Origin of the sequence: Pseudoalteromonas piscicida (genome assembly GCF_000238315.3) — a bacterium.
Classification (GTDB): Bacteria; Pseudomonadota; Gammaproteobacteria; order Enterobacterales; family Alteromonadaceae; genus Pseudoalteromonas; species Pseudoalteromonas piscicida.
The window spans coordinates 2,262,273-2,276,471 of the sequence record NZ_CP011924.1 but is presented as its reverse complement, the minus strand read 5'-3'; the positions used below and the strand labels follow the sequence as shown (position 1 = coordinate 2,276,471).

Annotated in this window: 8 protein-coding genes; 6 read left to right on the top strand and 2 right to left on the bottom strand. The window is 44.4% G+C overall.

Annotated elements, in window-relative coordinates; genetic code table 11:
* The first annotated feature begins 167 nt into the window (after positions 1-167).
* Positions 168-1,262: a 1-acyl-sn-glycerol-3-phosphate acyltransferase gene (locus PPIS_RS10535; protein ID WP_010372313.1), complete on the top strand. Its 1,095-nt coding sequence runs from the start codon at positions 168-170 to the stop codon at positions 1,260-1,262.
* Between the two features lie 51 nt (positions 1,263-1,313).
* Here PPIS_RS10535 and PPIS_RS10530 read toward each other — a convergent pair whose 3' ends face one another.
* Positions 1,314-1,856, bottom strand: a complete 543-nt coding sequence (locus PPIS_RS10530) for a GNAT family N-acetyltransferase (RefSeq protein ID WP_010372310.1) — start codon at positions 1,854-1,856, stop codon at positions 1,314-1,316.
* A gap of 137 nt (positions 1,857-1,993) precedes the next feature.
* Between PPIS_RS10530 and PPIS_RS10525 the strand changes: the two genes are divergently transcribed.
* From PPIS_RS10525 to PPIS_RS10505, 5 genes are all read left to right on the top strand, one after another.
* Positions 1,994-2,659 carry a tRNA-uridine aminocarboxypropyltransferase gene (locus tag PPIS_RS10525; RefSeq protein ID WP_010372307.1) on the top strand — a complete coding sequence of 222 codons (666 nt, stop codon included), beginning with the start codon at positions 1,994-1,996 and terminating at the stop codon, positions 2,657-2,659.
* A gap of 1,325 nt (positions 2,660-3,984) precedes the next feature.
* Positions 3,985-4,989 carry a Fe(3+) ABC transporter substrate-binding protein gene (locus PPIS_RS10520; protein ID WP_010372304.1) on the top strand — a complete coding sequence of 335 codons (1,005 nt, stop codon included), beginning with the start codon at positions 3,985-3,987 and terminating at the stop codon, positions 4,987-4,989.
* Complete coding sequence (locus PPIS_RS10515; protein WP_010372302.1) at positions 4,989-6,620, top strand: ABC transporter permease; 1,632 nt, start codon at positions 4,989-4,991, stop codon at positions 6,618-6,620. The genes PPIS_RS10520 and PPIS_RS10515 overlap by 1 nt, the downstream gene beginning before the upstream one ends.
* Positions 6,620-7,651, top strand: coding sequence for an ABC transporter ATP-binding protein (locus PPIS_RS10510; RefSeq protein WP_010372299.1), 1,032 nt, complete (start codon positions 6,620-6,622; stop codon positions 7,649-7,651). Before PPIS_RS10515 ends, PPIS_RS10510 begins: the two co-directional genes overlap by 1 nt.
* A gap of 30 nt (positions 7,652-7,681) precedes the next feature.
* Positions 7,682-8,596: a Dyp-type peroxidase gene (locus PPIS_RS10505; RefSeq protein WP_010372296.1), complete on the top strand. Its 915-nt coding sequence runs from the start codon at positions 7,682-7,684 to the stop codon at positions 8,594-8,596.
* Between the two features lie 71 nt (positions 8,597-8,667).
* Here the strand turns inward: PPIS_RS10505 and PPIS_RS10500 are convergent, their stop codons facing one another.
* Complete coding sequence (locus PPIS_RS10500) at positions 8,668-14,166, bottom strand: DNA repair ATPase (protein WP_010372292.1); 5,499 nt, start codon at positions 14,164-14,166, stop codon at positions 8,668-8,670.
* Positions 14,167-14,199: the final 33 nt, after the last annotated feature.

Genomic DNA, 14,199 nt, shown 5'->3' with positions numbered 1-14,199 from the left:
ACAATTGTGGTACTTTTTACCGTATTACAATTGCATGACGCTTAAGCATTTAATGTTCCAACTTGGTATATCGCCTTGGTGGTCAGACATGAAATGCTTAGCGTCTGTTTATTTGACACGATAGAATGCGTTCCAGTATTCGTTAATCCGACAATTTGAGAAGTAGAGTGGATAAATACGCTGACATTAGACCGTATAATGATGATGAAGTAGTGCCAGCATTGGCACGTCTACTAGGTGATGATCAATTCATTGATGTGATCGCCAAATATAACCTGCCAGCTTGGTTGAATGCCTGGCCTGTTATTGCACGCCCACTCGTAAGAATGAAACTAAAAAAGAAGTGGGGAGATTTTTGTACGATTGAACAAGTACAAGATGAAGTGGCGTACTATCTACAAATTTTAATCAATAAAACGACGTCTAAAGTGACTTATTCTGGCCTTGAAACATTGGACTCGAATACCTCGTATTTATTTATTTCAAATCACCGTGATATCGTATTAGACCCTGCGCTTGTTAACTGGGGCTTGCATCAGCAAGATATGCGTACGGTGCGTATCGCTATTGGTGATAACTTACTACAAGTACCTTATATCACTGAGCTTATGCGCCTTAATAAGAGTTTTATAGTAAAACGTTCGGCAAAGGCGCCGAAAGAAATGCTAAAAGCATTAACCCAGCTTTCTGCCTATATTTTTGACTCATTGAGTGAAGGTAACTCCATTTGGATTGCGCAAAAAGAGGGGCGTGCAAAGGATGGAGTAGATCAAACCGATCCAGCACTGTTAAAAATGCTACAGCTCAATGGTCGCAAACAGAAGCTAGATTTTTCAGAATATGTAAAGCAGCTCAGGATAGTGCCCGTTGCCATCTCCTATCAATATGAGCCATGCGCGGTTGCTAAGGCTAAAGAGCTATACCATAAAAAGCAGTTTGGCCAATATGTGAAAGCACAAGGCGAAGACATTGCTAGCATTGTCGAGGGCTTTAGTTCAGATAAAGGCCATGTGCATATCGCATTTGGCGATCCTATCACTGCGGATGTTGAAAACCCAGATGAGCTGGCGAATGTCATTGATAAACAGATTTTAGATTTATACTATCTGCATTCAACCAATCACCTAGCAGCAGGTGATGATGCGCAAGTGAGTCCAGAAGATAAAGAGGACTTTATCTCTAAACTAGAGTCTGTACCGGAAGAGCTGAAGCAATTGGTGTTGAGCATGTATGCCGAACCACTGCGTCGCAAAGGCATTTAATAGCAGTGAGCAAGCGCAACCGTAGTCTTAGGTGGTTGCGCTTTCATTCGTTTAATTAATAACTTTATGATAATAAACGACTTCCATATCTCCTAAAATATCTTTGTGAAGCCCTTTTTTCACATAATTCATCCCAAGTTTCTGCATAATTTTGATGGATCCAAGGTTCTCTTCTTCAGCGATAGCGCTCAAGTGCGTCAAGGTAGGATTGGCTGCTATTAGGTCTGGAATAATATGTTGTGCGGCCTCTGTTGCAAACCCTTTGCCCCAAGAGGCTTGTTTAAAACGCCAACCAAGCTCTAAATCCTGATCGTTTCTTTGTTCTGAAAAGAAATTAGCAGGGCGAACCAAAATCCAACCAATAAATGCCTTGTTTGGCAGCTCGAAACAACCCCAAAGCCCCCAACCTTTGATCTCATCGGTAAACTCTGTTAAACGTGGAATATATACAGTTTTTACTTCTTCAAGTGAGTTAGTCTGACCGCCTGTGATGTATTTCATTACCTCAGGGTCGCTATCAAGATCGGCGAGCAGCTGTGCATCTTGTGAGGTGAGTAGGCGATAACTCAGTCTTGCAGAGTCCTTTACTTGCATTTTTTACTCCTAATGAAACCCAATAAAACTTTAGAGTACAAAAGCTTATGTCATGAGTAAAGATGTTGCATAAGTTTGCATAGACGCCAGCCGAGCGCTTTACTAAAATACGCCGGCATTTTTAGATGGGGAACAGAGTGAATAATTCAGTACTAGCGCTTAGACAGCGTCAAATCGCTGCGGCTCAACGCGAATATAAGGCAAGGGGATCAAAGCTTGCGCGTTGTGAATGCTGCTTATTAGCCACGACTCTATGTATTTGCGATAAAGTCGAAGTGGCCAAAGCAGACTGTGCGGTGTGTTTGCTTATGTATCATAATGAAAGCTTTAAGCCCTCCAACACCGGACGCTTGATTGCCGATGTGATCCCAGATAATCATGCCTTTCGTTGGGACAGAACTGAGCCTGACGCTGCGTTATTAGCGCTTCTTTTGGACGAGCAATATGCACCAATAGTCGTTTTCCCAGAGCAAGGCGTGGAGCCTGAACGGGTAATTACTAAGGTGACTCGCACTGAAAATAAAACACCACTATTTATCTTTTTGGATGGGACATGGCGTGAAGCTAAGAAAATGTTCAGAAAGAGCCCCTACCTCGATAGTTTACCTGTGTTATCCATCGCCCCTGAAAAGCTCTCGGATTACAAGCTACGAGTCGCGCCGCATGAACATCAGCTTGGTACGGCAGAAGTTGCGTGTGTGTTGTTTGCCGAATGCGGCGAGCAGGATGCGGCAGCTAAATTAACCGCGCATTTTATCGATATCAGAGATGCCTACTTAAAGGGTAAGCGCAGTAAACTGTAGGCTGAGCCCTAACCGTAGGTCGAGGTTTATCTCGACAAAATAACCACATTATTTACGAAATATGGCGAGCAAGATGATAGTAGATCGAGATTTATCTCGACAAAAAGCTGCATTATTTACGAAATACAGCAAGCAAGATGCCGGTAGGTCGAAATTTATTTCGACAAAAAGCTGAATTGTTTACGAAATACGGCAAGCAAGATGCCGGTAGGTCGAGACTTATTTCGACAAAAATCTGAATTGTTTACTAAATGCGGCGAGCAAGATGACGGTAGGTCGAAATTTATTTCGACAAAAAGCTGAATTGTTTACGCGGTACAGCGAGCAAGACGGCGGTAGGTCGAGATTTATCTCGACAACACAAACGTAATATCACGCGATAAATAGGAACAAAATAAGAAGCGCGCGACCCATTGCTGAGTCGCGCTTACGGAATCTTCTAAATGCATCCTGCAAAGTTGAGTAGTTCAACGTCCTGAATCTTTCCTCTTCCATGGCATCGCTTGGTGTTCTCGTTTTGCGAATAAAGGCATCTTGCCCTGTGTCCATCTTCCTTTTACACGTCCGATGTCTTATCCATTGCCATCCACTTGCTAAGAACAAGCCCTTGTTCTAATTGCCCCTATTTGCTACTTTCCAAAATAGCAGTGCCAATCATCACTTTTTTACCTTGGCACTTGGTAGCCTGAACGTGTTGCTTCAAGCTAGGTGTTGCACTGTTAATTGCAACAATTGGCATCTCCTAAGCCACATTTTACCAGTACATCCGATGTACCTTCCTTCCTCATCCTTAACCACCTGCATATCCAATGCAGTAACGTTATCCCTCAACGTTTAGCCTCTCCCCTGAAGCAATCCTTAGGCTCATCATGAACCTTTAATCCCTGTCCTTTAATGTAATCACACCATGTGACATACAATCTCGCTCGCTTTTCCCTATATTCCTTTAAGTGGGTGCTTATCCATTAGCAAATCCTGCCCTGAGCGTATCCCGTGTATCCTTTATCTCTCTTCCTGAGATGTTGTTAAGTATAAGCAGACTAAAAAAAATCGGGAGCAGTGAAATTCAATCTTTTTTGCGCCTTCTTCTAGTAATAATTAATAACTTATTATTTTTTAATTACTTACTGTTATTTTGAGTGTTATTTCAGCGCATCTTTACTCAATTTCTGGTAGCTAAGTGAGATATATCTCACAGGTAATTCTCCCGTTTTCTACAACGCTAATTTTATCTTGAGCGTAGTTTCAAATATTCAGGGTGTAAAACGGCACAATTACAGGTAGAATTAGTTGATAATAATTATTGTTTACCTAATGGAGTCTTTATGAAAAAAGCACTTGTTACTATACTGGCAACGCTTACTTGCCTACCTGCAATGGCTGCAGAGGAAGTTAATATCTACTCGTTTAGACAACCTTTTCTGATCCAACCTATTTTGGATGACTTCACCAAGCAAACCGGTATCAAGACCAATGTGGTTTTTGCAAAAAAAGGCTTAATCGAGCGTGTTAAGCGTGAAGGCAAGCATAGCCGTGCTGATCTCGTACTCACTTCAAACTTCAGTGCGCTAATTCAACTTGAAGACGAAAACCTAACACAAGCAATTAACAGCGAAGCTGTAACCAAGAATATCCCAGCGAACTTCAGAGATCCTGAAGGTCAGTGGGTTGCGCTTACTAAGCGTGTACGCAATGTATATTCTGCAAAAGACCGTGTAGGCAAGTTAGATGCGCTTACGTATGAAGCGCTAGCGGATGAACAATACCGCGGTAAAATTTGTACACGCTCAGGTAAGCATCCCTATAACCTTGGTTTAGTGGCGTCTATGATTGCCCATCATGGCGAAGCAAAGACCAAAGAATGGCTTGAAGGTGTGAAGAAAAATTTAGCTCGTAAGCCTCAAGGTAACGACCGTGCACAAGTCAAAGCAGTAAAAGAAGGACTGTGTGATTTGGCCATCGGAAACAGCTATTACTTCGGTAAGATGATGGAAGATGAAAAGCAAAAAGCCTGGGCTGAAGCGGTATATATCAACTTCCCAAATCAACAAGATCGTGGTTCTCATATCAACGTTTCTGGTGTTGTCTTGACCAAGCACGCTAAAAATACAGAAAATGCCTTGAAACTCATTGAGTTTATGACCGACAATAAGGCGCAAAATATGTATGCGTCGATGAATATGGAATACCCGGTTAAACCTGGCGTCGAGTTATCGAAACTTGTGGCATCTTGGGGTGAGTTTAAGGAAGACAGCCTACCATTGTCAGAGATCAGTAAATACCGTCCGTTAGCGCTTAAGCTAATCGATGAGGTAAAATTTGACCTTTAATGCAATTATCATTTTCACTGTCTAAATGGCAGAGTTTTGCGTGGCTGATAGGGCTTAGCCTATCAGTCCCGCTGATGTTTTTAATCTTTGAGTCGCTACAACCTGACTCCGAAGTCTTTGCTCACCTTTGGAACACCGTTTTGTGGGACTATGTCCGCAATACGATTTGGCTGATTGTAGGTGTATGCATCCTTTGCGCTTTAATCGCGCTACCACTTGGCTGGCTAACCGCGTACTGTGAGTTTCCTGGACGGCGCTTTTTCGAATGGTCGTTGATGCTACCCCTTGCGATGCCAACCTATTTGATTGCTTACGTGTATACCGATTTGCTGGATTACGCTGGGCCTGTACAAATAGCGCTGCGAGAGTGGTTTGGCTGGCAATCTCCAGATGATTATTGGTTCTTTGATATTCGCACTTTGTCAGGTGCTATCGTGATGATTGCACTGGTGCTTTATCCTTATTTGTTTTTGATTTTTAGAACGGCGCTAAGAGAGCAGTCGTTTAAGCTGGTGCAAGCCAGCCAATTGATGGGTAAGTCGCCTTCACAGAGCTTCTTTAAGGTAAGTTTACCTTTGTCGCGAGGGGCGATTGTGGCGGGGCTGGCACTGATCGCCATGGAAAGCATGGCAGATTTTGCAACCGTACATTACTTTGCCGTGAGTACACTAACCACCGCCGTTTACGATACTTGGTTGGGTTATTATTCACTTACTGCTGCGGCTAAAATTTCAGGCATCATGCTACTGTTTTTATTTTTAGCCCTAACACTGGAGCGAGTAAGCCGCCCAACTCAGGTAGTGCATGAGCGCCAATCGAGTGTTAACAGTACCACGCTTTATCATCTTAAAGGCGCGCAGGCTTGGTTCGCTAGCGCTTTTTGTTGGCTTATTCTTATTGCGGCTTTTATCGTGCCTACATGGGTGCTTGCAGATTACGCCGTCGACTATTTTGAACAAGCTTGGAATGACGACTTTTTCTTGTATGCGTGGCAAAGTTTAAAAATAGCGTTTTGGGTAAGTGTGGTATTAATTATCATGAGCATGCTGGTGGTGTTTAACCAGCGAGTTAGCAGTGGTAAACGCGTCACGCTGCCGGGTAAGCTTGCGAGTACCGGATACGCGCTACCGGGCACTGTGCTGGCAATTGCAGTACTTATTCCACTCACTTTATTAGACGACAAGCTAAATACTTGGCTTGAAAGCTCCTCATTTGAGCCTGGTTTGCTGTTCAGCGGGACGATTTTTGCACTGGTTTTTGCTTACGTTGTACGATTTTATGCGATTGCGCAAGGCGCGGTCGAATCGAGTTATCAGCGGATCAGTCCAAGTCTAGATATGGCAAGTTTTTCGTTGGGTCGCAATCGTTTCAAAACCATGTTATCAATACATTTGCCATTGCTGCGTCGCGGTATTTTAACCGCAGCACTGTTGGTTTTTATTGAGTGTATGAAAGAACTTCCAGCGGCATTGTTATTACGACCCTTTAATTATGAAACACTGGCAACACACGTTTTCCAATATGTGAGTGATGAGCAGCTGGAGTTGGCTTCTGTCTCTGCGTTATTTATTGTGTTGGTTGGTTTAATTCCGCTTTATGTTGTAAACCGTTCTATGGAGCAGCGAAGTTAATGCATAGTTTAGTGCTTGAAAATCTCTCTTATCGTTATGACGGTGAAGCCGTTGTGGATAGCCTAAATCTGACAGTAGAACAAAACGAGATTGTTTGTTTGCTTGGTGCCAGTGGCTGCGGTAAAACGACCACGCTGAAGGCGATAGCGGGCTTGATAGAACCATTTCAAGGCTCGGTGAGTATTTTAGGCAAAGCCATGAATGGTAATGGCGCTTTTGTACCTCCACAAAAACGCAATATTGGCATGATGTTTCAAGACTATGCGCTATTCCCATATCTCACTGTGGCGCAAAATGTGGCGTTTGGTTTAACCTTAAAAAGCAAGCGTGAACGTCAAGACCGAGTAGCTGAAATGCTCCATTTGGTGCAGCTGCAAGACTATAGCGACCGTTTTCCACACGAGCTTTCAGGTGGCCAACAACAACGTGTCGCAATTGCGCGAGCACTGGCGTACAAGCCAAATCTGTTGCTGCTTGATGAGCCGTTTTCAAATATAGATGCTCAAGTGCGGTTTCAGTTAATTAACGATATTCGCCGTATAATCAAAGATCAGCAAGTTTCCGCGATTTTTGTTAGTCACTCGAAAGAAGAAGCTTTTGCTTTTGCCGATCGGTTGGCAATAATGGATAAAGGGAAAATCGCACAAGTGGGTGAGCCGAGAACGTTATTCCAACGACCAAAGAGCAAAATGGTTGCCGAGTTTTTGGGTCAGGGAATTTATATTCCTGCACAACGAGTGAATGGCGCTTCGGTAGAAACCCAATTTGGTGCCGTAAAATCACTCGTTGAGCTCGGTAATATCGACGCGAAGGGTGAAATGTATGTGAGGCCGCAGCACATTACGTTAGAAAACGCCGAGCTTGGCAGCGTTAAAATACTCAATCAGCGCTTTATGGGAACAGAGTACATTTACCGTGTTGCATTAGAGGGTCAAGAGCTCGAAGTACCGCATCCAGCGCATGAACCGCTCGACTTAAATCAACCAATCTCTTTAAAAATTAAGGCACATGCTGTAAATTTCTTTTCTTAATAGCAAATGAATAAACGCAGGGAGTAGAGCATGGCGCTTGCCCAATCAGGTGTGTGTGCTGAAGCCAATTTGCACGGCTTACACTTGTTCTTCAATGTGCTTGAAGGGCAAGACGAGGCGCTAAGAGCGGCGCTCGCAAATTGTGGACGCTTGCAAGAGGAGTTGGAAGACAGATTCTCCGAGTCTATGCTGTCGAGCTTTGTCGCGGTTGGTGCGCAATACTGGCCGCACATTTATCCTGAGTTTATTCCTAAAGAGTTAAAAAGCTTTCCACATATTGTTGAGGCTGAGCACACCGTGCATACTCAGCCTTTTGACTTGCTTTACGTGATCCGCTCCGACCGAGAAGACGTTAATCATATCTTTGCTCAAAGTGTGCTGCACATGCTAAACGGTCTAGTTGAAATGGTGGCACATGTGCGCGCTTTCCGTTTCTTAGATGGTCGTGATTTTAATGGCTTTATTTATGGTGCAGACATCCCTAGAGGGCGCAATAAACGGGAAGTTGCACTTGTGCACAACCCAAATGCAGCCGACCACCTTGGTAGTTATATTCACGTACAGCGGGTGAAGTTTGATTTACTGCGCTGGCAGGCGTTGCCGCTTGCTGAGCAAGAGCAATTAATGGGGCGTACGCGTCTCGACAATGACCTAATTGAAGATTGCGAACCCTGTAATCATGCGGCATTAACCGAATTGAAAGACGCAAACGGTAATGCGCTACTGCTTAACCAAAGCATGCCATTTGGTGATGTATTTGAACAAGGAAGCTTGTCGCTAAGTTGCAGTGCCAAGGGCGATGCTTTTGAGCTGGTGCTAAGAAGCCGATTGGGGGAAGGGGATGAATACGACCCCATATTGGATTATTCTAGTGCCGATATGGGCTCTGCGTTTTTTGCACCCTCACTAGAGTTTTTGGCGGTGATGGCAAAAATGCCGGAGTAAGTTATCTGCCACTTTACATCTCCAAAGCCCATCCATGGGCTTTGGCTTGTTTCGCAAGCGTTTTTCCGCCGTTACAGCATATACGGGTTTTTCGCTGGTGAACCATTACTAACTACAGGCCTTGATTGAATATCCTCTAGCTTTTGTAAAATGTCTTTTAGCTGTTGCTGCTGGACTTGTTCAGCGTTTGAGTTTGCCAAGGTATTTGTTAGCAAAGTGGTGACGGCTTCAAGCGCTTTTGCACTGCTATCATCAATGTGATTGTCGACTTGAATATGCGGTTGTGCCACCGCTTCTAAGCGCTCAGACAGGTTTTCAAATAACGTATTTTGCTGCTGACCTTGTTGGCCCAATGCTTGTTGTATTTGCGCTTGGGTGCTGAGCAAGTCATTGAGTTTGCCAAGGTTAGTGAGTAGCTGCTCGTTGTTCGCGGTGTGTTTGATAGCGTTTTGCAGCCCCGCAATTTCCTCAGCGACTTGTTGCTGTGAAGCTATCAATTGTTTTAGCGGTGTAGCGTAAGGTTGCTGCGTTAAGGCCTCACGTAGCTCAGTTAACTGCGTGGCAAACTCTTGCTCGTTAAGCACTTGAGCCAATTGTTGCAATAGCGCACTGTAATCAAAGCTAAGCTGCTCTTTGTCGAGTTTAGCGGCGATTTGCGAAAGGGATTTATTGACAAAGCTTAGCTGTTCAACTGCCAATTGCGCAGGGCTTCCCTCATCGCTATTGCGGTGCAGGCGGGCATATTCGGCCTTGATTTCATGCCAGCGCGTTGCTTCTTCATCCGTTAAGGTACCGCGTAATTCAGCCAGTTTCAGTAAGTTTTCTTCGCTGCCTTTGCTAAGCGTTTGTGCTTCACCGCGATAGTGATCTTGAATTAGGTATTCAAGTTCACTGTCATTCATGGCAGCAACCACCTTTTCAGCCATCTTATTCATGTTCCGGTAACTGCCTTGTAGCTTAAACGGCGGCTCGGTTCGATAGTTATCATCTTGCGCTGCTGAGGCAATATATTGGGCATTTACTTTGAGCACGGTGTTGCGGATGGTGAGCAGCTTTTTCAGTACGCTGACAACTTCATTCACTTGCGCTTGAGAGTAATTAAATTCCAATTCATTGATGGAGATGTCTTCTCCGTCGGCAATGCGTACTAGCTTGTACAAGTCTTCCATACCACGATTGGCAAGTGGCGCAAGCACCGCATTGGAAGTGAGCGTATTTTCAATAAAGCTCATGGCAAATTCTTGTTCGCAGCCACTGAGGGTGTCACCGAGGTTGTAAATATCCGCACGGTTGGCAAGCATATCTGGGATCTTAAAGGATTCACCGGATTCGGTGTAGGGGTTTCCTGCCATCACAACGGCAAATTTTTTGCCTCTCAGATCATAAGTTTTACTGCGGCCATTCCACACACCGTCTATGCGTCTTGAACCATCACATAAAGAGATGAATTTTTGTAAAAACTCGGGGTTGGTATGCTGAATATCGTCAAGGTACAGCATCACATTATTGCCCATCTCAAAGCTTTGGTTGATCTTCTCAATTTCTTTTGCGGCGGTCGCGTTGATGGCTTGAGCAGGATCTAAAGAGACTTGGTCGTGACCAATGGATGGACAGTTGACCTTAACAAAGGTGAGTCCTAAGCGGTTAGCCACATACTCGATTAACGTGGTTTTACCATAGCCCGGTGGGGAGATAAGCAGCAACATGCCCATTAAGTCGGTGCGTTTATTGTTTCCTGCAGCCCCGATTTGTTTTGCTAAGTTATCGCCAATAATAGGGAAGTAGACTTTGTCAATCAGCTGGTTACGTACAAATGAGCTTAGCGGTCTGGGTTTAAACTCATCCAATTGCAAGCGCTGCTTTTGCGCCTCAAGCACTTGTGCTTTTAACTGTTGATACTGTTTGTAGGCCGGAACATGAACCGTGAGATACTCGTTACTACGGGCAAAAAAGTCTGCGTAATCTAGGCGTAACACTTGGTTCTCGATACGTGGGTGTTGGCCCATTAAACCTGAAATTTCGGTTTTTATTTCGGCTTCTTTGACTTGGTAGGTGATATCTAACTGAGTGGAAAGCAAAATGTAGTTAGCGGCCTCAAGCAAGGTTTCAGCACTTTCATTTTGCTTACTGCCATAGGCGCGCAGCCAGCTACTTAACAGGCGGCATTTGTCCGCAAGTTTAGTCAAATGTGTTAATGAGTCTTCAAGCTGTTGCCAAACGCCTTTGGCCTTTGCCATCGAGATAAACTGCTCGCTGGTGTGTTTTGCAGGTGAAGCCAAATCAAATTGTCTCGGCTTAACTTGCTTGGCAAGGGCTTTAATTAAGTAAGTTGCGCTTAACTCGCCTGAAAAGCGGTGTAGCTCGGTTAAATAGCTCGATAAATTTTGTTGGCAAAATGCCGTGATCTTTTCACTCAATTCTTTGCTTAGCTGTTGGCTAAAACTATGGTCATCTAACTTCGTTGCCATCAGCTCTGCTTGTGTGGCCTGAAACGCCAATTCAGCTAGCTCAGCCTTGCTTTGTTGAGTATAAAATAGCTGTGCCGCAATTCGACAGCTAGCAGGGTAGACGAGTAACTCAAGCTGTCGTTTTTGTTTTAGTAAATTAGCTAAGATCAGGCTGGCATCTTGATCATGAATGCCTTTTTCATAGCCTTCTTGATATCTGGGTTCTGCAAATTTTTGTACGATGGGCAGTAAACTTCCGTCATCAACGGCAAGTTCTAGATCTGCTTGACTAAAGTCGTTGCCGTCTTGCTCCGCAGCTGCTAATACTTGAGCTGCAAGGTACTCGCCTCGATATAAGTGACGATTTTCTGAGATCAGGTTTTGCTGCCAGTATGTGCTTGCGTCATTGAGTTGTTGATTGACAGTGGCGTCAGGAATAGTATCGAAATACTCAGTGCCGGTGAGGTGTAACATCAGCTGTTCACCACGAGGCAGCAAAGTCAAATCAAGGATTTGTTTATTGAAACTAAACGCATGTTTGCCGACTTTAACGGTATTGCCACCATCAATGTAAATATCTTGCTTGTCTCGCAAAGCGCGGATTGCTTGATCTTTGCAGGCCTTGAGTTTGGCTTGAATATCATCCGCCTTCACTTCATCGCTTAGGCGCTTTAGCTCTTGCGTTAAATCACGCAGCTTGCCAATCATAGGATCGGAGGCAAAATAGCTATTGATGTCGTCTAAGGTTTTAAAACTTTGCGAGCGTCGATTCACCCCCTGTAAAATACGCTCAGCAGCGTTTGCTAGGCTTAGTGCTCGGCGCTGTCTTTCGTCGATGAGCTGCTGTTTATGCGCCTCAAAGCTTTCATAAACGTCATCACGTTTAGCCAAGATCTCCGTTAAAAATTCATCATACTGACTAAATTGAGACTCGAGCTCTTCTAATTGGATAAGTAAGCGAGAGAGCTGGTCGTCACATTGCTCTGGGGTTTTGGCAGCGCTTAGACCGCTGGTAATACTTTGGCTGAAAAGCTTAAAGCGAGCCGCGAATTCGGCTTTTGCTTCAACACTGCCCACGCTCTTTTTCTGGATTTCTAACGCTGCTTTGGCGCGGTTTACTTGACCATAAATGGCGCTGACATCTTCCAAAATTTTAGTGCGAATGCGGCTATCGTCAATGTCGAGATCCAGCATGGTATGGTTGAGCAAATCAAGTTCAGCGCTCAAGGTTTCCAAGGTTGCCAAAAAGCCGTTAAGCTCGGTGACACTCTCTGTCTGTGCTCTGGCTTGCTCTAAGGAGTCTAGTTGCTCGTAGTAGGGCGCCAAAGCACTATCTTGCTGCAAGAACTCCGCGGTTTTATGGCTTAAACTCAAGGTTTGCTCATCAATCTGCTGCAGCATGACAGATAGCGCGCCAAGATTGATATACTTCACTTCTTCAAGGCTTATCACTTTGCCTTTCAAGCGTTTGAGATATTCTAAGCTCTGAACGAATTGCTCCGCTGTTTTAAAGCTATCAGGTCTCACCTCGCGAAGCACATCTTGCATGGCTTGCTCTATTTCCGCTTCTGCGCGCCGAGCGTCGGCCTCAATTTGGCTTACCTTTTCAAATTCGTCGAGTACCTGCTCCGAAGTTTCAAAAATTTCATGTAGTTTTGCTGTGACGTCTGCAAAGTCCGCTTCAGCAAGCCAATGATAGCGGTCTAAAATACTGCGGGTGAGGGCAATTAAATCTTCATAATGAAAGACCGTGGGGCTTTGTTCGTTAATGGCTTTGAACACACTGTATAAATCAGAAATCGCGCGTACTAAATCCGGGTTGCCGATCCGGCCAAATAAGCCGCTTGCGCGAGGGGCTTGTGCGGCAAACTCGCTGCCACAAAATGGGCTTTGCCAGATTTGAATAGGGTGCACGCGCTCAGGCTCAGGCTCTGCTTTAAAGGTTAGCGCTAAGCCATCGTCATAAATTCCATAGCCATGACAATAAATAGGATTTTGCAGGTTTTTCTCAATAATATTGTAAGAGAAAAGTGCGTAGCGACCCTCGTTTGGTTCGTAGAAGATATACAGTACATCTTCACCATTGGGTGATTTGATCTGGCGATGGAAAATTAAATCGTCCAGTTGGTCGTCAAAATAGCGTGTTTGCCCAGATTGTAAATAATAGCCACCAGGAAAAATAATTCCTTGGTTCTCAGGTAATTGAACACAGGCACCACCCAGCGCATCTTGGCGCAATACCTGTTGGGTGCGGCAATTATAAATAAAATAACGCCATTGTTTTTCTCGGTAGGGAAGTAACTTTAACAACACCATTTCGCCAACTTCGGCAAAACGTAAATCGCAATCTGCGAGTGATTGACTGGCGTCATCAACGGCTTCTTGATAAATACCTTCACCGCTTTGGGTATTGTTTTCTATTTTTACGGTGAGTTTGCCACTCGATACTTCAATAAATACTTTGTCGTTTACATTAATATGTGGGTGACGGCCTTCGACGTGATCGGCGCGATCGGTTTTTTGCCATTCAAAGTCAAAGTTTTCCACTTCGCCTAGGTCACGCTCTCCTCGGTTATCAATGTAATCTAAGGTTTCGTCTTTGGCGATTTGCCAGCGAAACACGCGGACATCAGAGAGCTTTTCGCCAATCTGAAATAGTGCAAAAAGCTTGTTTGATTTAACAAATAGGTGCTGTAGACGGGTGTCTTTGTAATACGTGTATAGTTCGTCGAAGTCCCGTAAGAAACGTTGATCAGTGAGGAATTTGGTTTCTTGCGGGTAAGGTTCTATTTCGTAATGATCTTCTTGCAAGTGTAGCTTTTGTACGGTGAATACATCGCTGACTTGGGTATTTTGTTTAAGCCCCATAAAGACATTATAAGCAAAGATAAGCTTGTCGCCGATCAGTACGATGTCGCGCGGCACGCAGTTATGCTCAGTGCGAACTCTTGCTCGACCTTTCACTTTAAGCTCGGTGCTGCCAAAAGTGTCAACACGCTGTTGGTTGAGGTTATCTATCTGACTTTTCAGTTCACTGCCAAAGTTACTAAGCCGGCGTTTAATCAGTTGATAAGAGTCTTGTTCGAGCGTTCGCTCTGGCGCTTGTTGCGTTGCTTCCGTCATTCTTTTGCTTTCCTATGTGCGCTGTCGCAAATG

What these genes read in the sequence shown, in the direction of transcription:
- PPIS_RS10530 (WP_010372310.1), bottom strand. Translation starts at nt 1,856, where the DNA reads ATGCAAGTAAAGGACTCTGCAAGACTGAGTTATCGCCTACTCACCTCA.
- PPIS_RS10520 (WP_010372304.1), top strand. Translation starts at nt 3,985, where the DNA reads ATGAAAAAAGCACTTGTTACTATACTGGCAACGCTTACTTGCCTACCT.
- PPIS_RS10515 (WP_010372302.1), top strand. Translation starts at nt 4,989, where the DNA reads ATGCAATTATCATTTTCACTGTCTAAATGGCAGAGTTTTGCGTGGCTG.
- PPIS_RS10510 (WP_010372299.1), top strand. Translation starts at nt 6,620, where the DNA reads ATGCATAGTTTAGTGCTTGAAAATCTCTCTTATCGTTATGACGGTGAA.
- PPIS_RS10505 (WP_010372296.1), top strand. Translation starts at nt 7,682, where the DNA reads ATGGCGCTTGCCCAATCAGGTGTGTGTGCTGAAGCCAATTTGCACGGC.
- PPIS_RS10500 (WP_010372292.1), bottom strand. Translation starts at nt 14,166, where the DNA reads ATGACGGAAGCAACGCAACAAGCGCCAGAGCGAACGCTCGAACAAGAC.